Origin of the sequence: Campylobacter devanensis (assembly GCF_002139915.1) — a bacterium.
Taxonomy (GTDB): Bacteria; Campylobacterota; Campylobacteria; order Campylobacterales; family Campylobacteraceae; genus Campylobacter; species Campylobacter devanensis.
In genome coordinates, this window is record NZ_CP018788.1 from 919,761 (window position 1) to 940,359 (window position 20,599).

At 33.4% G+C, this 20,599-nt stretch carries 24 protein-coding genes and 1 tRNA gene; 15 read left to right on the plus strand and 10 right to left on the minus strand.

The annotated features are described in order from the left end of the window. Positions 1 to 81: 81 nt before the first annotated feature. From CIGN_RS04575 to recR, 3 genes are read left to right on the plus strand one after another with little or no spacing between them, the layout of a single operon-like run. Positions 82 to 753 (plus strand): response regulator transcription factor, encoded by a 672-nt coding sequence (locus tag CIGN_RS04575; protein WP_086224376.1) that lies wholly within the window; start codon positions 82 to 84, stop codon positions 751 to 753. After that, complete coding sequence (locus CIGN_RS04580; RefSeq protein ID WP_086238822.1) at positions 750 to 2,000, plus strand: ArsS family sensor histidine kinase; 1,251 nt, start codon at positions 750 to 752, stop codon at positions 1,998 to 2,000. Before CIGN_RS04575 ends, CIGN_RS04580 begins: the two co-directional genes overlap by 4 nt. Further along, positions 1,984 to 2,550, plus strand: a complete 567-nt coding sequence (recR, locus tag CIGN_RS04585) for a recombination mediator RecR (protein WP_236844798.1) — start codon at positions 1,984 to 1,986, stop codon at positions 2,548 to 2,550. Before CIGN_RS04580 ends, recR begins: the two co-directional genes overlap by 17 nt. On the opposite strand, the gene CIGN_RS04590 is transcribed toward recR, so the two are convergent. Genes CIGN_RS04590 through gatC form a run of 9 tightly spaced genes read right to left on the minus strand, consistent with a single transcriptional unit; the run spans position 2,547 to position 9,838 of the window. Then, positions 2,547 to 3,329 carry a shikimate dehydrogenase gene (locus CIGN_RS04590; protein ID WP_086302489.1) on the minus strand — a complete coding sequence of 261 codons (783 nt, stop codon included), beginning with the start codon at positions 3,327 to 3,329 and terminating at the stop codon, positions 2,547 to 2,549. The two genes, recR and CIGN_RS04590, sit on opposite strands and share 4 nt — an antisense overlap. A 2-nt stretch (positions 3,330 to 3,331) precedes the next feature. Next, entirely contained in the window at positions 3,332 to 4,153 is an 822-nt protein-coding gene (locus CIGN_RS04595) for an SPOR domain-containing protein (protein WP_086302491.1), read from the minus strand. Between the two features lie 10 nt (positions 4,154 to 4,163). Beyond that, the gene (locus CIGN_RS04600; protein WP_086302493.1) at positions 4,164 to 4,706 is read right to left on the minus strand and encodes a DUF1882 domain-containing protein; all 543 of its coding nucleotides are present in this window, start codon (positions 4,704 to 4,706) and stop codon (positions 4,164 to 4,166) included. After that, a complete protein-coding gene (locus CIGN_RS04605; protein ID WP_086302495.1) occupies positions 4,706 to 5,950 on the minus strand; it encodes a serine hydroxymethyltransferase in 1,245 nt (414 codons plus the stop codon). Before CIGN_RS04605 ends, CIGN_RS04600 begins: the two co-directional genes overlap by 1 nt. 9 nt (positions 5,951 to 5,959) lie before the next feature. Then, complete coding sequence (lysS, locus tag CIGN_RS04610; protein ID WP_236844799.1) at positions 5,960 to 7,447, minus strand: lysine--tRNA ligase; 1,488 nt, start codon at positions 7,445 to 7,447, stop codon at positions 5,960 to 5,962. A gap of 3 nt (positions 7,448 to 7,450) precedes the next feature. Continuing rightward, complete coding sequence (locus tag CIGN_RS04615) at positions 7,451 to 7,918, minus strand: Fur family transcriptional regulator (RefSeq protein ID WP_086302497.1); 468 nt, start codon at positions 7,916 to 7,918, stop codon at positions 7,451 to 7,453. Further along, complete coding sequence (locus tag CIGN_RS04620) at positions 7,915 to 8,499, minus strand: CvpA family protein (protein ID WP_086224364.1); 585 nt, start codon at positions 8,497 to 8,499, stop codon at positions 7,915 to 7,917. The genes CIGN_RS04615 and CIGN_RS04620 overlap by 4 nt, the downstream gene beginning before the upstream one ends. 13 nt (positions 8,500 to 8,512) lie before the next feature. After that, positions 8,513 to 9,547, minus strand: a complete 1,035-nt coding sequence (locus CIGN_RS04625) for a type IV pilus twitching motility protein PilT (protein ID WP_181892527.1) — start codon at positions 9,545 to 9,547, stop codon at positions 8,513 to 8,515. A 3-nt stretch (positions 9,548 to 9,550) separates the two neighbouring features. Then, positions 9,551 to 9,838, minus strand: coding sequence for an Asp-tRNA(Asn)/Glu-tRNA(Gln) amidotransferase subunit GatC (gatC, locus tag CIGN_RS08200; RefSeq protein WP_086243757.1), 288 nt, complete (start codon positions 9,836 to 9,838; stop codon positions 9,551 to 9,553). Between the two features lie 162 nt (positions 9,839 to 10,000). On the opposite strand from gatC, the gene CIGN_RS04630 reads away from it, so the two are divergent. Genes CIGN_RS04630 through CIGN_RS04660 form a run of 7 tightly spaced genes read left to right on the plus strand, consistent with a single transcriptional unit; the run spans position 10,001 to position 15,022 of the window. Next, positions 10,001 to 10,558, plus strand: coding sequence for a YfgM family protein (locus tag CIGN_RS04630; RefSeq protein ID WP_086235428.1), 558 nt, complete (start codon positions 10,001 to 10,003; stop codon positions 10,556 to 10,558). A 1-nt stretch (position 10,559) separates the two neighbouring features. After that, complete coding sequence (locus CIGN_RS04635) at positions 10,560 to 11,561, plus strand: L-seryl-tRNA selenium transferase (protein WP_086302499.1); 1,002 nt, start codon at positions 10,560 to 10,562, stop codon at positions 11,559 to 11,561. Continuing rightward, positions 11,561 to 11,887 carry a hypothetical protein gene (locus CIGN_RS04640; RefSeq protein ID WP_086224357.1) on the plus strand — a complete coding sequence of 109 codons (327 nt, stop codon included), beginning with the start codon at positions 11,561 to 11,563 and terminating at the stop codon, positions 11,885 to 11,887. The genes CIGN_RS04635 and CIGN_RS04640 overlap by 1 nt, the downstream gene beginning before the upstream one ends. Then, positions 11,874 to 12,500, plus strand: coding sequence for a type III pantothenate kinase (locus CIGN_RS04645; RefSeq protein WP_086229088.1), 627 nt, complete (start codon positions 11,874 to 11,876; stop codon positions 12,498 to 12,500). Before CIGN_RS04640 ends, CIGN_RS04645 begins: the two co-directional genes overlap by 14 nt. Continuing rightward, complete coding sequence (gene hisG / locus CIGN_RS04650) at positions 12,494 to 13,108, plus strand: ATP phosphoribosyltransferase (RefSeq protein WP_086227921.1); 615 nt, start codon at positions 12,494 to 12,496, stop codon at positions 13,106 to 13,108. The genes CIGN_RS04645 and hisG overlap by 7 nt, the downstream gene beginning before the upstream one ends. A gap of 14 nt (positions 13,109 to 13,122) precedes the next feature. Next, entirely contained in the window at positions 13,123 to 14,226 is a 1,104-nt protein-coding gene (locus tag CIGN_RS04655) for a metallophosphoesterase (RefSeq protein ID WP_086238827.1), read from the plus strand. A 1-nt stretch (position 14,227) separates the two neighbouring features. Further along, positions 14,228 to 15,022 carry a phosphatidylserine decarboxylase gene (locus CIGN_RS04660; protein ID WP_086229090.1) on the plus strand — a complete coding sequence of 265 codons (795 nt, stop codon included), beginning with the start codon at positions 14,228 to 14,230 and terminating at the stop codon, positions 15,020 to 15,022. A gap of 1 nt (position 15,023) precedes the next feature. Here the strand turns inward: CIGN_RS04660 and CIGN_RS04665 are convergent, their stop codons facing one another. Further along, complete coding sequence (locus tag CIGN_RS04665; RefSeq protein WP_086229091.1) at positions 15,024 to 15,803, minus strand: M48 family metallopeptidase; 780 nt, start codon at positions 15,801 to 15,803, stop codon at positions 15,024 to 15,026. 124 nt (positions 15,804 to 15,927) lie between these two features. Between CIGN_RS04665 and CIGN_RS04670 the strand changes: the two genes are divergently transcribed. From CIGN_RS04670 to flgA, 5 genes are all read left to right on the plus strand, one after another. After that, positions 15,928 to 17,277, plus strand: a complete 1,350-nt coding sequence (locus CIGN_RS04670; RefSeq protein ID WP_086232011.1) for a class II 3-deoxy-7-phosphoheptulonate synthase — start codon at positions 15,928 to 15,930, stop codon at positions 17,275 to 17,277. A gap of 107 nt (positions 17,278 to 17,384) precedes the next feature. Then, entirely contained in the window at positions 17,385 to 18,644 is a 1,260-nt protein-coding gene (murA, locus tag CIGN_RS04675) for a UDP-N-acetylglucosamine 1-carboxyvinyltransferase (protein WP_086302500.1), read from the plus strand. A gap of 3 nt (positions 18,645 to 18,647) precedes the next feature. Further along, positions 18,648 to 19,826, plus strand: a complete 1,179-nt coding sequence (locus CIGN_RS04680) for a molybdopterin molybdotransferase MoeA (RefSeq protein WP_086302502.1) — start codon at positions 18,648 to 18,650, stop codon at positions 19,824 to 19,826. Between the two features lie 46 nt (positions 19,827 to 19,872). Continuing rightward, positions 19,873 to 19,947 (plus strand) — tRNA-Gly (locus CIGN_RS04685). 170 nt (positions 19,948 to 20,117) lie between these two features. Beyond that, a complete protein-coding gene (flgA, locus tag CIGN_RS04690; RefSeq protein ID WP_179187357.1) occupies positions 20,118 to 20,591 on the plus strand; it encodes a flagellar basal body P-ring formation chaperone FlgA in 474 nt (157 codons plus the stop codon). The last annotated feature ends 8 nt before the right edge of the window (positions 20,592 to 20,599 follow it).

Genomic DNA, 20,599 nt, shown 5'->3' on the forward strand with positions numbered 1-20,599 from the left:
TTACTAAATTTATCCATAAAAGTAAATTTTATTATTAATTTTTGGTATAATAGTGCCAAATTTTAATACCAGGAGCCAAATATGATAAATGTATTAATGATAGAAGATGATCCGGAATTTGCTCAAATTTTATCTGAATATTTAATAAAATTTAATATCAAAGTTACAAATTACGAAGATCCATATTTGGGTCTTAGTGCCGGTATCAAAAATTATGATCTTTTGATATTGGATTTGACGCTGCCAGGTATGGATGGGTTAGAGGTTTGTAAAGAGATTAGAGAAAAGTATGATATCCCTATCATCATTAGTTCAGCTAGAAGCGATGTAAATGATAGAGTTGTTGGACTTCAAATTGGCGCTGATGACTACTTGCCAAAGCCATATGACCCAAAAGAGATGCACGCTAGAATTACAAGCTTAATCCGCCGTTATAAAAAGAGCAATGAAACCCAAGAAGAGGTCACAGATACGCTATTTAAAGTAGATGATAAAAGGCATGAGATATCATATAATGGAGCGCCACTTACACTAACACCAGCCGAATATGAAATTTTAGAATACCTAATCAAACAACATAGCTTTTCAGTATCAAGAGAGCAGTTAGTATATCATTGCAAAAGCCTAAAAGATAAAGATTCTAAAAGCTTAGATGTTATAATCGGTCGCTTAAGAACCAAAATCGGTGATAATTCCAAATCGCCTAAACATATATTTTCAGTTCGTGGTATAGGGTATAAATTAGTCGGATGAGATACTCTCTAACTACCAAAATCACGATAATTTTCGCTATTGGATTTATCGTGATTTGCACTCTATTTTTTATGTTTTTTAAACTACAAAATGAGAGATTGCTAGAAAAAATTAGCGAAAATCACTATAATTCTATTAGTTGGCTACTATCACTATACCAAAAATCCAATATGCCAGAAGATTGGGAGCGATACTTTAAAAATTTTGATCTAGCTTATGTTAAAAATGCAAATTTGCAAAAGGCAATTTTTGACCACGGCACACTAGTTAGTAGAAGCGATACATTAATTGGCATAGTTGATACCATTAGCTATAAAAATAATCTTTATCTACGCATTAAAAATCAAAGCGTAACTATAATTTTAGAATCTACTTTACATAGTGGAAATGATAGCATATTAGCAAGTTTCATAATTGTTATGGCGCTATTTATCTCGCTTTATGTATCGATTTTTAGAAGTCTTGTACCATTAAAAAAACTACGTAGTGATATACGTAAATTTGCAGCTGGTAATATGGATGGAGTTTGCGTAGTCAATTTTTCTAAAGGTAACGATGAGATAAGCGAGGTTGCATATGAATTTAATAACGCAGCATGCAAAATTAAAGATCTCATTATGTCTAGACAATTATTTTTACGCACCATTATGCATGAGTTAAAAACACCAATTGGCAAAGGTAGAATCGTTAGTGAAATGATCGAAGACGACACTCAAAAAGAGCGCTTAATAGCAATTTTTGAGAGACTCAATATCCTAATAAATGAATTTGCTAAAATAGAACAACTTTTAAGTAAAAGCTATAGCTTAGATTATGCTAAATATCATTTTAGCCTCATATTAGATCAAGCTAAAGATATGATGCTCTTAGATGATTTTAATAGTAATGTTAAAGTTAATTTAAACTCCGATCCGCTTTTAAAAGTAGATTTTCAACTATTCTCTCTTGCTATTAAAAACTTAATAGACAATGCATTAAAATATTCTGATGATAAAAAAGTGCTTATAACATGCGATAATAAGACTATTTCTATAAAAAATCATGGTAAGCCATTAGATCGTTCTATTGAACATTATAAACAAGCCTTTATAAGAGATAATAGCTCAAAAGCTAGTGGAATGGGACTTGGACTATATATCATAGAGCACATATGTTCTATGCATAAATTTAGCTTAGATTATAATTATGCTGATGGATATCATGAATTTTTGATTAAATTTGGAAAATTAGATAATGAAAAAGCTTGAGCAGTTTGATAGACTTGTAGAAGCCTTTGGTAAAATTCCTGGTGTAGGTAAAAAATCAGCGATAAAATACGCTTATTATGTAGCATTACAAGATCCATTTTTTGGGCTAAATTTAGCCCATACAATAGAAAATTCCATTCAGAATCTAAAACATTGTATAATCTGTAGCGGTATTAGCCAAAATGAAATTTGTGATATCTGCAGCGATATCAATCGAAATAGTTCCATAATATGCGTAGTTGAGAGTCCTAAAGATATTCTAACTATAGAAGATTCAAATTCATTTGACGGATTATATTTTGTCTTTAATGATATAAATAGTGTAGGAAATTTAAAAGATATGATTAGTAAATTTAACTCAAAAGAGTTAATTTTTGCTTTTAGCCCAAGTATAAATAGTGATGGTATTATGCTTTATATCGAAGATCAATTAAAGGAATTAGGAATTAGCTTTACAAAAATCGCTCAAGGTATCCCAACTGGAGTAAGTCTAGAAAATGTCGATATGCTCTCATTAACTAAAGCAATAAAAGATAGAAAAGAGCTTTAAAGCTCAAACACTCCACGCATTAACTGCGTAATATTATCTTGATTAAATTTATTATCAAAAAATATATTAAATGCCAAAACCGCTTGATAAAGTAACATATCCCTACCATCTTTGTTTTGTACATTCAACTCATTAGCAAGGCGTAAAAATTGAGTATTTTTATTATAAATAACATCAAAGGCAAATTTTGAATTAGAAAAAATATCATTTAGCAAATGTTTATCACATGGCAATTCATCACCACAAAGCCCTGCTGAAGTGGTATTTACTACCAAATCGTAACTACTTGGAGTAAAATTTGTATGAGTATGGAATTTATAGTTATTAAACTGTTCGCTTTTATCGCTTCGGTTTAAAATCTCAACGTCCACTCCGCTAAGATCTAAAATATATGCAAGTGCTTTAGCAGTTCCACCAGCACCTAATATTAGCGCCTTATTAATTTTGCCAAATTCAGCAATTGCCATCATAAATCCAGGTGCATCGGTATTATAACCTTTAATCTTATCACCTATGCGAACTAATGTATTAATCGAGCCAATCTCCTTTGCGATACTATCAAGCTCATCGCAAAGGTTGATTACTGACTCTTTAAATGGAACGGTGATATTTGCCCCTTGAAGGTTATATTTTTTAAATTTATCAATTATATCACCACCTTGCTCTAGTAAAATCCTACCATATATTCCATTTATACCCAATCCGCAAAGCGCACTATTATGAAGCCTTGGCGAAATAGAATGCGATACAGGATTACCAAAAAGAGCAAAATATTTCATTATTATTTAACCCTATAGACAAAGGCGCCACTTGAGACATCTTGGCGTATTTTTTGAATATTTGATTCAATGTTAGAATCAAATGGACCAATTAGAATTTTTACTACTTTGTTACCATTTACAACAACTTCATGAGTTGTGTATTTATAGCCATTAGCTGTAATTCTTTTAATCAAAGCACTATTTCTATCGAGTTTAGATACAGATGCAACTTGAATATATGTTCCCTTAGCTAGGCCGCTTGTAGTAGCTGGCTCTTTTTTAGGTTCTACCTTTTTAGCTGGTTCAGATTTTTTAACAGGTTCTTTTTTAGGTTCTGATTTTTTAACAGGTTCTACCTTTTTAGCTGGCTCTTTTTCTACCTTTTTAACTGGTTCAGATTTTTTAACTGGTTCTTTTTTATTATCTTTAACAGCTGGAGCAGTTGCACCAAATGGCTCTTCAACTTTTGGAGGTAGCACTGGCACAATCATACTAGGTGTAGTATCCATAGCAGCTTGAGCATTTTTATACTCATTTACTATATTTTCAAAACTCTCTTTAGAATTTGAATTATCACTAACAATTGGCACTTGTTCAAAAAGGTCATTTGAGCCACTATTATCTGATGTATTAGCAGGCAACTCAGCAGGTAGTAACAGACTATCAGATATATCGTTACCCTTTTTAGTCTCATTTGAATTTAAAAACTTCACAACAATCAATACTACAACAAAAATGATAACTAGCAACGCCACACCAATTAAAATTTTGCGTATACCACCAGACTTTTCCTCTTCGTTTTTATCTAGCAAGATATCTTGTAAATTATTATTTTCTTCCATAATTTATCCTTTACATATGTTTTGACCAGCTAGCACCACGTTCTTTTTGATAGATCTCATATGGCAAGGCTAGAATATTATACTCTAATGGCATATCCATAGTAGGAAACATTCTCCACTCTTGAGGTAACTTTTGTGATAGCATCACTGATAGTTTATTAGCTATTTGACACCCTTCCATAAAGGTTGTGTGACCTTTATGGACGTATAGATGTAAATGACCAGGGGTTTTGGTCTCATAAGCTGTGAAATTTATAAACCCCTCTTCTCTTAGTAGTAGCTGAGCCCTATGCCAAAAGCGTTCAGGCATTCTGCCATTATAGTCAAAAACAATATTTTCAACTTTATTTAACCTATTGATCAAAGAGTGTGCTACAATTATTTTACGCTCAGCATGTTCCCTTTGTATTGCTAGGCTAAGCGGTTCATCTACTCTTTCAAATTTATCAAAAAAATACCTACCCTTATGCTCAATCTTTTTTACAGTTAGATCACGCTTGATATAGTAGTGATCTGTAATCATCTTAATAAGCGATAAATCCATACGCTGCATTAGAATGTCGCTTTATTATAGATGATAAATTGATGAGCTAAATCTTTTAATTCGGCTGCGATTTTACGTTGTTTATCAAGATTATTTATATCATCTAATACATCAGCAATGCGATTTGCAATTAACTCAAATTCAGTCTCTTTCATACCTCTAGCAGTAAGCGCTGGGCTACCTACTCTAATACCGCTTGTTATAAATGGACTTCTAATTTCGCCTGGGACTGTATTTTTATTTACCGTAATTCCTGCATTACCTAAAGCTATATCTGCATCTTTACCGCTAAAATCTTTATTTAAGAAACTAACAAGTACAAGGTGATTATCAGTACCGCCACTTACTAGATCATATCCACGGCTAATTAAAATTTCACCAAGTTTTTTGGCATTTGCTTTGACTTGTTTAGCATATACCTTCCACTCATCGCTTAAATTATGCTTAAAGCCTACAGCCTTACCAGCTATAACATGCATTAATGGCCCACCTTGAATTCCTGGGAATATAGAGCTATTGATCTTTTTAGAAAATTCCTCATCGTTTGTCATGATGATACCGCCTCTTGGGCCTCTTAGAGTTTTATGTGTTGTGGAGCTTACTACATGGCAATGTGGAAATGGATGAGCATGCTCGCCAGCTACAACTAACCCCGCTATGTGCGCCACATCAGCAAATAAATACGCACCTACGCTATCAGCGATCTCTCTAAACCGCTTAAAGTCTATCTCTCTAGTATAGGCACTCGCACCACAAACTATCATCCTTGGTTTAACAATATTTGCAATATCGGCTACCTTATCATAGTTGATTCTACCATCTAGCTCAACACCATAAAAGAAACTCTCATAATACTTACCAGAGCTTGAAACCTTAGCACCGTGAGTTAAGTGACCACCATGGCTTAAATCCATACCTAAAATCTTATCTCCTGGTTTTAAGAAAGCACCATATACACCCTGATTAGCTTGTGAGCCACTATTTGGTTGAACATTAGCAAATTCGCAACCAAAGAGTTTTTTGCATCTATCAATTGCAATCTGCTCAATTTCATCTACAAATTCACAACCGCCATAATATCTCTTACCAGGATACCCTTCGGCATATTTATTAGTCAAAATAGAGCCCATAACTTCCATAACTTCAGGATATGTGAAATTCTCACTAGCAATCATCTCCAAATGATCACACTGACGCTCAAGCTCTTTATTTAAAAGAGCGTAAATCTCTTTATCATAACTTTCTAAATTCATATTTACTCCTTAATTTTTTGGTTTCATCGCTGGAAATAATATAACATCGCGAATTGATTTTTTATTTAATAGTAGCATTACCAACCTATCAACACCAAGACCCCAACCAACAGTTGGTGCCATACCATATCCAAGAGCCCTACAATAATCCTCATCCATCTCATGGGCTTCATCATTGCCAGCATCTTTGCTCTGTATTTGAGCCTTAAATCTCTCATATTGATCAACTGGATCATTAAGCTCATTAAATGCATTTGCTAATTCTCGACCAGCGATAAATAGCTCAAATCTCTCTGCGATTTCAGGATTTTCATCACTTCTTCTTGAAAGTGGTGAAATTGAAATAGGAAAATCTGTTATAAATGTAGGATTAATTAGCTTACTTTCAACATAATTATCAAAAAGTTCAGCTTGTAAATGACCAAGATCTAACTTATCATTTGCTTCAAATTTATCCTCTTTTAATTTAGCCAATATCTTCTCTTTGTCGCTTATAATTTCTCTATCTAACCCACCAATTTCTACAAGTGCATCAAGATATTTGATCCTTTTAAATGGCTTAGAAAAATCGATATTTTGACCATCAAATTCGATTATTTTATCCAAATTTAATTTATCAAGTAGTGTCGCAAATAACTCTTCAGTAAGATCCATAACCTCAAAATAATCATGCCAAGCCCAATAAAACTCAATACTAGTAAATTCAGGATTGTGAGTTAAATCCATCCCTTCATTTCTAAAGCAACGATTCATTTCAAATACTGCTTCCATACCACCTACGATAAGCCTTTTGAGATAAAGCTCTGGGGCGATTTTAAGATATCTATCTACGCCTAATGCGTTATGATGGGTGATAAATGGCTTGGCATTAGCCCCGCCTGCTATCGGATGCATCATAGGCGTCTCAACTTCTAAAAATCCACGCTCTTCAAAAAACCTTCTAATGGTACTAATAATAATTGAACGCTTAAGAAAATCACTCCTTACATCCCTATCCATAATCATATCTAGATATCTCTGTCTATATCTAGTCTCAATATCAGTAAGTCCGTGAAATTTCTCAGGTAGTGGTGATATGGCCTTAGTAGCAAGAGTGATATGGCTTGCATGTAGGCTAAATTCGCCAGTTTGAGTGATAAAAGCATAGCCTTTAACAAGGATTATATCACCAACTTCAAGATTTTTTTTGAATTTAGTATAATCCTCCTCGCCTATACTAGCTAATGAGTAATAAATTTGGATATTATCGCTCTCATCTTCTATATTGGCAAATGTTGATTTCCCAGCTACTCTTTTTAGTTTTATTCTACCAGATATAACTACCTCTTCTTGGGCCTTTCTCTCACCTTCAGGAAGTTCTTTTATATATCCAAATTTGCTCTTAAACTCAGAAATATTCATCTCTCTTTTTAAGAAATGCGGATAAGGGCTAACTCCCATTTGTCGTAGCTCATCAGCCTTAGCTAGACGAGTTAATTCTAATTCAGTGTCAAAAATCAATTAAATTCCTTTTATCTTTTGTTTATTGCATTCACCACAAACACCATATAGTTGCATAATATGGCCAGTAAGCTTAAAGCCATGCTCTTTAGCAATTGCTAGCTGGCGCTTTTCTATAATCTGGTCTTCAAACTCAACTATCACACCACACTGCCTACAGATCATATGATCGTGATGAGGCTTATTGGCTAGTTCAAATTTCTTACCCTGCACACCAAAACTAATTGATGTTACCATACCTGATTCTTCAAGTAAATTTAGACTTCTATAAACTGTAGCAATACCGACATTTAGCCCTGGATGGCGTTCTTTGATATACAAATATAACTGCTCTGGGGTAAAATGCTCACTATTATTATATAATGTTTGTAAAAGTACTTCACGCTGTTTGGTATATTTTAAACCATTATCTCGTAATACCCTCTTAAATCTCTCTAGCAACGCATCATACTCAATATTTTCTATCATTGCTCCACCTTAGTTAAATTTTCTTCTACTCCCTCAGCACTATCTAAAAGCTCAGGAACGACAATCTGACCACTCTCTACACTCTCTTTAACTTTACTAACATCCATTGCCATAATAAATTGACCAGCACTTAATAATATTGGATAAACCTTACTGCCTTCAAAAAATGGAGATATTTTTTGATTTAATACTGAAATTTTTGATACAATCGCAGCTAAAATAGCAAGAACTAAAAATATCTTTGCTGCTCCAACAAAAAACCCCAATAATCTATCCACAAATCCCAATCCGCTCATTTTTAACATCTTTGATAGTAGATTACCAAGCATCAAACATACAAACCAAAATACTAATAAAGCAAGCAAAAATCCAAAGAAAAATTCTGCCGAATCACTGAGTTGATATATATAAAGACTTATTAAATCTCCAACTAAATTTGCATTTCTACTAGCGATAATCACACCACCAATAATACCTATAAGGCCAAAAACTTCCTTAATAAGGCCATTTATAATACCCTTAATTCCTAAAATAATCACTACAGCGATAATAATAATATCAAACCAAGTAATAAAATCCATCAATTTTTCTCCATTAATTTAAATTTGTCGCATTAAATTGCATCGCAATATCTTTTGTTATTATATTTTCATTTAGTGCTTTTTGTATCTCGCTTGCCATAATTCTCATACCACTTTGTGAGCTACCAAGTTGCATTTGAGAGAGGATTTGATGAATTTTCCCCTCTCTTATTAAATTTGAAATTGCGATATTGTTTAGCATAATCTCAAAAAGCGCAACCCTACCTCCGCCAATTTTTGGAAGTAAATTTTGAGAAATTACAGCTATTAATGACGAGGCTAAAGAGCTTTTAATATATGCTTGATCACTTGTAGCAAAACTATCTATTATTCTATTTATAGAGCTTACAGCTGAGTTTGTATGTAGTGTTGCAAAGACCAAATGCCCTGTTTGAGCCGCTTCAATAGTCATTGCCATAGTCTCTTTATCCCTCATTTCACCAACTAAAATAACATCTGGGTCCTCTCTAAGAGCATATTTTAACGCTCGTGAAAATGAGCTTGTATCGCTTCCAACATTTCTATGCGAAAATAGTGAGTTTTTACTAGTATGAATAAATTCTACTGGATCTTCAATAGTAATAATGTGTTTATTTTGACTATAATTTATCTCATTTAAAATTGCTGCTAGCGTAGTACTTTTGCCACTTCCTGTAGCTCCAGTTATTAGAATTAGCCCCTTTTGTTTCTTAGCTAAATCAAATAATATATCGGGTGCACAAATATCATCAAGTGTTGGTATCTCTAGCGGTATAGTACGAAATGCAGCCGAAAGCTCACCATTCATAGTATAATAATAATTTACTCTAAATCTACTATTGCCAAGATCAATAGAAAAATCAAGCTCTTTAAATTTTTTTAATTCAGCTTTTTGCTCTTCATCTATAAGTGGTAGGCAAATTTCTTCTATATCATTTGGTGTTAGAACTACATTTCCTGTAGAAACTAGCTCTCCATCAATTCTAATCTTTGGCATACTTCTAGCTACTAAGTGTAAATCACTAGCTTTCTTATCTATTACCAAATCAAGCAAAGATCTTATAGCCATATTCTACTCGATAATTTTTGGAACTTCAAAATTTTTGCCCTGTTTTTGTGGAGCATTTTGTAAAATTATATCTATTACATCACTCTTGCGTGGTTCATCATCTCTAAGTGGAGTTCCACCGCTTACAGTACTTACTGTAGCTTCTATGCCATCTAAATTTAACTCATTTAAAACATCAACAAAATCGACAATCTTGCTAAGTTGACCCTTAAACTCTTCACGCTTATCATCCGGAATCTTTAGTGCGCTTAATTTCTCTAATTTTTCAAGCATTTTATCATCAATTTGCACAGTTTCACCCCAAATTTAAAATTTTTGAGCGATTATATCATAAGTTTTCTTAGATAGAAATTATCAATATTAGGAACTTTTTAATAATTACCTTTTTATTTGTTAGATTTAAGATAATTTATGATAAAATTAGCAAATTTTTTATTTTTAAAGGATATTACTTTGGCAGTTAAAGAGAATATTGACTATATTAAAAATGAGATTAGCTCTCAAGAACAACTATTAGAAAGCGCTATAAAAAGTGAGAGATTTTTTAAACGCAATAAAAAGAGCATTATCACTGCAGGAATTGTTATAGTTATTGCGCTTGTTGGTTATAGCATATCAAATGCTTTACAAGAAGCTAGTAAAGCAGAAGTTAATAAAGCCTATAATACCTTAATAAATCACCCAGACGATAGTAATGCAAAAGAAATTTTAATATCTAAAAACCCATCTTTATATGCTCTTTTTGCAATTAAAACAGCTGATTTAAACTCAACTACAATTATAGATGAGGCGATCAATTTAGAGATCGATCCGCTTTTAAAAGAAATTTTAGTAAATTTAAAAGGCCAAGAATCGGCTAAAATTTTATCAAATTATAATGCTTTAATCGATGGTTATGAACTATTAAAAGATGGCAAAACCGATGCTGCAAAGGCTGAATTTGCAAAAATTCCTCTTAATTCACCACTTCAACAAATTGCTAAAAATTTAGAGCATTATCAAGGAAAATAGTATGAATTACAAAGCTTATATTCTATTATCTTTAACACTTTTTATACTTGTTGGTTGTTATACTAAAAGAGAGTATTATAAACCTGAGAGTGTATCTAGTAATATAGAATTTACTGGCTCATTAAGCTCAGCCATTCAACAAACTAGCAAATATGGTGCTGTATTAAAAAATGGTAGTGTGCTGCTAAAAAGTGGAAAGATTATAGAGCTAAATTTGCTTAAAGATGATAACTTTTTAGGAGAGTATCAAGATAAGCTTTTAGTTGCTAATATTGATGGCTCATTTAAAGTATTAGTTGACAGTGATGAGTATTACACAAATAAATTTAACACTCGCATAGTCTCAGCCTCTATAAATGATAATCATCTAGCTGCTCTAAGTGCTGATAACACTATATACCTTATTGATATGATTAGTGATACAATTCTTTTGGAGTATAATATCGGTATAGCCTATGCAATTGATGCAAAGATGGCAAATCCAATATTTCTAAACTCAATTATAGTATATCCAACACTTGATGGTAAGATTATGATTGTTGATAGAGCTAATGGAAGAATTTTACGTGATGCAGTTGTTAGTAGTGAGCCGTTTTTTAATAATATTATATTTCTTGATTTGCTAGGCGATAAAATGTTTGCAGCGAGTGCTACAAAATTTATGGCAATTGACCCTAATGGTGTTAAATATTATGATGGCCAAATAAAAGATGTTTTAATTTACTCTGGTAAAATTTATATTTTCTTAAAAGATGGAGTGGTAGAGATTTTGGATTTGGAGCTAAATAAAATTGGCAGTCAAAACTTTAAATTTGCCATATTTGCAGGTGCAATTCCACAAGATGATAAGCTATATATCTTTGAAAAAACCGGATATATGTTTATAACAGATCTAAATTTACAAAATACTCAAGTAATTGAGCTAGACTCAGAAATTAGCAAAAAAAGCTTCACAGGTGCGGACGCTTTCTACTATGATAATGAGATATTAAAATTAAAATAATGGATAATAGAATTTGTAATATTTTTAACCAGCGTAAAATTTTACTTAAAAATTTACGCACTCTTGATATTAAAGAATTTAGTAAAAAGCGTAATTATCAGCTATTTTTAGGAATAGATAAAAGCGGATTTTATAATCTTATCTTTTTTAGGGATTCAAAAAGTAGATTTGTGAGTAAAGAACTTGAGGAGCTAAGAGAAATTAGCGAACTTGTTAAGAGGAAATTTGATACAAACATAGTTAAATTTGGACTTTTTTACAGCTCGCCGATCTGTTCAAAGGTTCTAAAATCAAATTCAGATTGGAAATTTTATGATTTTATGTGATATTGGAAATACAAATGCCTCATTTTTTGATGGTAGAAGAGTTTGGAATTTAACCATTGATGAATTTATGGCTTATGAGCCAACAGAAAAAATTTACTACATTAATGTAAATGATAAAGCTGAACAAAAACTTTTAAACCATTTATTTATCGATATTTCATCATATATTAAGTTAAATAGCACATATATTGGTTTAGGCATTGATAGGGCTGCTGTATGCTATGCTATAAATAATGGCCTAATTGTAGATGCTGGAAGCGCTATAACTCTTGATTTAATGGCAAATGGTTGTCATATTGGTGGTTTTATAATTCCTGGGATATCTACAACACTTAAAAGTTTGCAAAATATCTCACCACGACTAAATTTGCCACTAAATACAAATATAGATCTAGATTGCCTACCACAACGCACACAAGATGCTATCAGCTATGGAATAATCAAACCAATTGTAAGTTTAATTAGCGATTTTTCAAGCCAAAAAACGATATATTTTACTGGCGGAGATGGGGAGTTTTTGTCTAAGTTTTTCTCTCAAGCTATCTATGATAGAATGCTAATATTTCGTGGTATGCAAAGAGCGATAAATGAAAATAAGGAGATTTTATGCTAAGTGTAGCATTACCAAAGGGTAGAATTGCTGAGCAGACTTTAGAAATTTTTAGCAAAATTTTTGGAAGTGAGTTTAAATTTGAAGATAGAAAACTCATTATGACAAAGGGTGAATTTAAATTTCTAATGGTGCGAAATCAAGATATCCCAACTTATATCACCGAAGGTGCTGCAGATATCGGTGTAGTCGGACTTGATGTATTAGAAGAGCATAGATGCGATGTGCTTAGATTGCTTGATCTTGGACTTGGGCGATGCAAGGTTTGCATTGGTATTAAAGAAAACCAAAGACTAGACTATAGCAAACCAGAGCTAAAAATTGCTACAAAAATGCCAAATATTACCAAAAATTATTTTGACCAAAAAGGGATTGCAGTTAAGATTATTAAACTTTATGGTTCTATTGAGCTAGCTCCACTTGTTGGACTTAGCGATGCTATTGTGGATATTGTTGAAACTGGCACTACAATGAGACAAAATGGCCTAAAAGTAGCCGAAGAAATAATGACTAGTAGCGCTCATTTGATTGCTAATAAAAATAGTTTTATAACTAAACGTGATGAAATTTTATCACTTTATCATCAGATAAATAGTATAATCCAAAACTAAATTTAAGGCAAAATATGAGTCCATATATTTTTATTCCACTATCTACGCTGATTTTTTTGGGAATAAATTTATATACTTATAAACGTCTTAAACAAAACTTGATATTGGTCAAATTTAAATGGAGTTTACGAGTAGTTTTTGGGTTAATATTTTTATTTGAAGTAGCCTATTTTATATCTATTAAAAGCTCTCCACTACCATCGCTAATCTATCAAATTTCTATCATCTGTATTGGCGTGAGCTTTATGCTTTTTTGTACCATTTTACCATTTCATATTGCACTACTTTTTATTAGTAAACTTAGTAAAAATTCTCAAAAAATTGCCAAATTTATAATAGATATCTGTGTAATTTTTGGCTTTTTTATGTATATTATAGTAGGTGCTTATAATGCTAATTTTAACACTATTATTACTACCAAAGAAATAAAGATTAAAAATCTTAAAACTCCGCTAAATTTAGCCATAATTACTGATGTGCATATCGGACAATTTTATCAAAAAGATTTTATGGCCAGCCTTGTTGATAGGATAAATTTACTCCGTCCAGATGCTTTACTAATCGTAGGCGATTTGGTTGATTTAAAAAGCGATGAGTTAAAAGACTTTCTTGAACCACTCAAAGGTGTTCAGAGCAAATTTGGTACTTTTATGGTTGTTGGAAATCACGAATATTATCATGGCCTTAGTGGGTTATTGAATAAATTTAAAGAGCTTGGAATTAAGGTTTTAGAAAATGAAAATCTTAATATTGGTGGAGTAAATTTAGCTGGTGTTTATGATATTACAGGCTTTAAAATGGGTGAGTTTGTTCCTGATTTTGTCAATGTATTTAATGGCATTAATCCAAATTTACCTACAATTTTGCTTACTCATCAGCCTCGTTCACTCAAATATTTAAAACGTGATGTAGATCTAGTTATTTGCGGACATACGCATGGTGGGCAGATTTTTCCATTTTCGTTCCTAGTATGGCTAAATCAAAAATATGTCTATGGGTTATATAATATCAATAATAATATGCAATTATATGTTAGCAGTGGTGCTGGGCTTTGGGGGCCACCTTTTAGAGTTGGATCAAATAGTGAAATAGTATATTTAAAGCTTTTAGGAGATTAATATGGATTATAATAAATTTTCAAACTACTTTGGCCTGATAGCGCACTATAAATTCCCAAAATTACTTCAAAATGCTATAAATAATTGGTATGTTAAAAAATTTCAAATAGATATGAGTGAGTTTAATCCCATTAGTAGCTATGATAGCTTAAACGCCCTATTTACAAGAGAGTTAAACTCTCCAAGAGCACTTGGTGATGGATTTGTTTCACCAAGTGATGGATTGTGCTTGGAGTGCCAAAAAGGTGATAATCTAAAAGCTTATAGCATCAAATCCAAAAGCTATAGCATAGATGAGTTACTAGGCAAATCTCTTGAAAAAGGCGAGTTAGATGGTGAGTTTGACTATCTAAATATCTATCTATCGCCACGAGATTACCATCACTATCACGCACCTTGCGATATGGAAATTATAAGTCTAAACTACACACCTGGAACGCTTTTTAGCGTAGCTAGAAGCGCCCTTTTAAAGCATGATAATCTATACGCTAGAAATGAAAGAGTGGTATTAAAAGCAAGATTAGCTAATGATAAATTAATCTGGATGGTATTTGTAGGCGCTTTAAATGTAGGAAAGATGAAATTTGATTTTGAACCAAGAGTTAGCACCAATTCAAATTTATCTCCCGCTTTTTATAATTACAATAATTTAAGCTTAAAAAAAGGCGAACATATAGGCAATTTTGAGCTAGGCTCAACCATTGTTATAATCAGTCAAAATGGTGCTATAAACTACCAAATAAAAAGAGATATGACTCTAAAACAAGCCCAAAGCATAGCCCAAATAATAGGCTAAATCAACTACTAGCTTTTAGCTTAGCTGCTAGGGCTTGTAAATTTTTTATCCTATTTTCATGACTTGGGTGAGTGCTTAAAAACTCCAATCCACCATCACCTGAATGCTCTTGCATCTTCGTCCATAACGACGCTGCACCATCTGGGTTAAATCCCGCCATATACGCAAGCTCTAGCCCTATTTCATCGCTCTCATTTTCGTGCGAACGGCTAAAAGGCAGAGATATCCCCACATTAGCAGCCAAATTCGCAACTCCTAAAATAGTATTATCCACCCCAAAAACCGAAGCTACATTGATTAATCCACTCTTTATCATCTCTTGGCTTTGTTGCTCTCTTACATGCTCTCTTAAGGCGTGAGCAATCTCGTGAGCTAGGATAAATGCTATCTCATCATCATTTAAATTCAACTTCTCTATAATCCCTGTATATACAGCTATCTTGCCACCAGCCATACACCACGCATTGATAGTATCACTCGTAATTACATTTATCTCCCAATTCCACTTTGTGCTATCTTGTCTAAAATATGAAGTTTTAGCAATTAATCTATTTGAGATATTTTTAACCCTATTTGTAAGTTTTGGGTCTTTATTTAGAGTATTTGACGCTTTTGCTTTTTGTATCACCTCGCCATAAGCTTTAGCAGATGCTTCATTTATCTCATCGCTAGATATCAGCATTAGCTGCGTTCTATCAACTTCTGAGCGGCCTACATTTGTGGTATTTTGCATACAACCAACAAAAAATATAAGAGCAAATATCAATATAAATTTTTTCATATTTTTCCTTAAAATTTATTTTGGTGATTCTATCCAATTTTATCTAGCAAAATCCTAAATTTGCTAGAATTTAAGATTTATTTGGCTATAATCACGCATTTTATAGAAATTCAAAAGGTTAAAAATGAGCAAATGGAATAAAGATAGTTGGAGAGATTATAATATTTTACAACAACCGGTGTATCCCGATACTAGCAAGCTTAGAGAGTGTGAAGATAAGCTTAGCAAACTACCACCACTTGTATTTGCAGGTGAGGTTAGAAATCTCAAAGATGAGCTAGCTAAGGTCACTCAAGGCCATGGCTTTTTACTTCAAGGTGGAGATTGCGCTGAGAGCTTTGCTAACTTTAATGCAGTAAATATCCGTGATATGTTTAAGATTATATTACAAATGGCAATTGTCCTTACCTTCGCTGGTGGCTGTCCTGTAGTCAAGGTCGGTCGTGTAGCGGGTCAATTTGCCAAACCTAGAAGTAGCGATTATGAAGAGATAAATGGGGTTAAGCTCCCTAGCTATAGAGGCGATATCATAAATGGATTTGAATTTAATGAATCAGCTAGAGTCCCAGATCCTAAAAGAATGATAGATGCCTACTATCAAAGTGCATCTACGCTAAATCTTCTAAGGGCATTTTCACGAGGTGGATTGGCTAATTTGCATGAAGTTCATAGATGGAATTTAGGATTTGTAAAGCGAAGTGAATTAGATGAAAAATTCGAAAAACTAGCTTCCGAGCTTACAAATGCTCTTAAATTTATGGAGGCTTGTGGGGTTACAACCTCTAATACTCCAACACTAAGCGAAACCAAATTATACACTTCTCACGAAGCACTTTTACTCCCATATGAAGAGGCTCTTACAAGGGTTGATAGTTTAAGCGGAGATTGGTATGACTGCTCTGCTCACATGCTTTGGATAGGTGAGAGAACTAGAGGAGTTGATGATGCTCATGTCCATTTCTTAAGCGGAGTTAAAAATCCAATCGGATGCAAAATCGGCCCAAATGCCACAGCCGATGATGTGATAAAATTAGCCAACAAACTAAACCCAAATAACGAAAATGGCCGCCTAAATATCATCATCAGAATGGGAGCTGATAAGATAGAGAGTCGCTTGCCAAATATCTTAAAAGATATTAAATCCGAAGGTCTAAATATCTTATGGAGTATTGATCCTATGCATGGCAACACGGTAAAAGCGTCAAATGGATATAAGACTCGTGAATTTGATAATGTTTTAAGAGAGGTTAAGAGCTTCTTTGATATCCATCACGCTTGTGGCACCATACCTGGGGGCGTCCATTTAGAGATGACAGGCCAAGATGTTACAGAGTGTACTGGTGGTGCATTTAAGGTGACTCAAGAGGCCCTTGCTAGTCGTTATGAGACTCAATGCGACCCAAGACTAAATGCCGATCAAGCCTTAGAGCTTGCCTTCTTAATCGCAGATGAAGTGAAAAAATCTCGCTCATAAGCTATGGCCTTTGCCATAGCTTTTATTGATATAATTTAAATTCCAAATAACTATATAAGCATATTTTTGGTATAATCCATCACTATTTTTTACACAAGGTGATATATATGGATTATCTACAAATCAAAAGATCAACAAATTTAAAAGGCAAAATCACAATTAGTGGCGCCAAAAATGCCGCTTTGCCGATAATCGCTATGACAATTTTAGCAAAAAATAGAGTAACAATCCAAAATACACCTCAAGTTGCTGATATAAAAACATTGATAAAACTACTACAAAATTTAGGCGCTAAGGCTGAATTTAAAAACTCAACCCTACAAATAGATACCGCAGATATAAACTCCACAAAAGCGACATACGATATTGTCCGCACTATGCGTGCTTCAATTTTAGTCCTAGGGCCACTACTTGCTAGATTTGGCCATTGCGAAGTCTCGCTTCCTGGAGGGTGCGCTATTGGGGCTAGGCCAATTGACTTACATCTAAGTGCTTTAGAGAAAATGGGCGCTAAAATTGAGATAAAAGATGGCTATGTGATAGCCGATGCCAAAGATGGATTAAATGGAGCTAATATCGTTTTTGATAAGATCACAGTTACAGGCACTGAAAACATCATAATGGCTGCGGCCTTAGCAAATGGAGTTACTAAGATATTTAACGCAGCCAAAGAGCCCGAAGTCGTCCAACTATGTGAAATTTTAAACCAAAATGGCGTCAAAATAGAGGGCATCGCAACAAGCGAGCTAACGATACACGGAACAAATAAAAATCTTATAAATTTAGATGAAATCACAGTAATACCTGATAGAATAGAAGCTGGAACTTATATGTGCGCTGTGGCGATTACTGGCGGGGATGTTACAATAGAAAATATAAATCCCGATCACCTAGTAGCGATCACTTCCAAGCTTTGTGATATGGGAGTTGAGTGTAAGCTTAGCCAAAATTCAATAAGAGTAATTAGCGATGGCAATTTAAAACCATGTAATATCATCACAACCGAATTCCCCGGCTTCCCTACCGATATGCAAGCGCAGTTTATGGCTCTAGCATCTATCGCTGATGGCGTATCTAGCATTGATGAGAGACTTTTTGAAAATCGTTTTATGCATGCTAGTGAGTTATCTCGCATGGGCGCTGATATAAAACTAAATGGCCATATCGCCACCATAACCGGAGGCAGTTTAAATGGCGCTGATGTGATGGCGACTGACTTAAGAGCTAGCTCAGCACTAATAATTGCAGCTCTAAGAGCCGAAGGAATAACTAGAATTCATCGTATCTATCACCTTGATCGTGGTTATGAGAATTTAGAATCCAAACTTACAGCTATTGGTGCTAATATAAAAAGACTTAGCGAGTAAGATATGAGAGTCGATGAAGTATTTGATTTAATTAGTAGTATTAATGTGCTAAATGGAAGCGAGATTGTGCCACTTTATATGGCAACTAATAGAGTTGTAGCTAGAGATATTATAGCTACTAGAACTCTTCCAGCATTTGACAACTCAGCACTTGATGGCTACGCCTTTGCCTATGCTGATATTAAAAATCCTCTAAAAATCAAAGGGACGATTCTAGCAGGCGATAAAAATATCTATCAAATCGGTTCAAATGAGTGCTATAAGATTATGACTGGAGCTATATTTCCTAATGGTGCTGATACTGTTGTAATGATAGAGAATGAAAAATTAGATAAAAATGGTAATTTAATAGTTCCACTAGATACTCCACCAAATAACGCTAGAAAAATCACTGGAGAAGAGATTAAATCTGGTGAGCTTTTACTAAGTAAAAACTCACCACTAACTCCAGCAAATATAATGCTTTTAGCTGCTCAAGGTATTAGCTATGTAAATGTTATTAAAAAGCCAAAAATTGCTATCTTTAGTAGTGGGAATGAGATTTATGAGCCGTGGGATAGCTGCGATACTCTTTCTGTATATAACGCAAATGGTTTTGGGATAATGGCTGCACTTAGCCAAAATGGCTTTGAAAGTGAATACAAAGGTGTTTTAAAAGATCAAATTTCAACTATTAAAGAGGCTCTTGAGAGTTGCATTAACTATGATATTATTATCACAAGTGGCGGAGCAAGCAAGGGTGAAGCTGATTATATGAGTGAGGTTTTAGATTTACTTGGTTTTAAAATACTTTTTAATTCAATTGATGCGCGCCCTGCAAAACCTACTAAATGCTATAAAAAAGGTGATAAGTTTATCTTTGTCCTGCCAGGTAATCCGATGTCATGCCTACTAGCTACATATATCACTGTTTTACCGCTAACTAAAAAACTAGCCGGATTTAGTGAATTTTTGCCTCAGATGCAAATTGCTAAATTCAAAGGCAACTTAAAACTCAAAGCCAGTAGAGCAAATATTGTAATAGGAACAGTAAAAAATGGCGAATTTAGGGCTACAAATAATAATATTTATAGCCCTTCAATGATAAAACCTATCTCTTTATCAAATTTTATATATATTTCTAATATCGGTGAAAGCGGCATTGAGGATAATAAAGAGATAAAAATTTTTAAAATATCTTGACAAGTGAGTAAAAATATGGTATCATTCCACTTCAATTCAACAAAATGCGGGAATAGCTCAGGGGTAGAGCACAACCTTGCCAAGGTTGGGGTCGCGAGTTCGAATCTCGTTTCCCGCTCCATTTTTTTACTTCTTATTTTTTATATTCCTCTTTTTAGTAGCTCTTTAATTGATGAACTTCATAAGGCTATTTATGATGAATTTCCATCAGCTAAGATAAATTCTATTAATATAGATAATCACAATGAACTACCAGTAAATTTTAATGAGTTAAAATTAAAAAATATTATCTTGCTTGGCTTACGTGATGATAGTGGAACATTTAGAGCAGTCTATACTACACCAAATTCTACCAGTAAAAGTATATTTTATAAATTCAAAATCGATTTTAAGCTCCCAGTATTAGTTGCTACTAAAGACATTGGGCGAGATCATATACTAAATTTAAGTGATTATAAACAAAAATTTGTAAGTCTAAAGGATTATGATAAGCAAGCTATCATAAATCCATCAAATCACCAACTTATAACTAAAAGCAAAATCAAGCGTGGCAAAATTCTAACTAATCGCCAATTTAAGACCCTAAGCGATGTCAAAAAAGGTGATAAGATTACTGCTATTATAGAAGATGGATCTTTAAAAGTAGAAATATTAGTAACTGCGCTCAATGACGGCAATATCGGACAAATAATCAGTGTTAAAAACCAAAATAATCAAACCCTAAAAGCCCAAGTAGTAGGCAAAAACCAAGTCATCATAAAATAGAGGTAAAA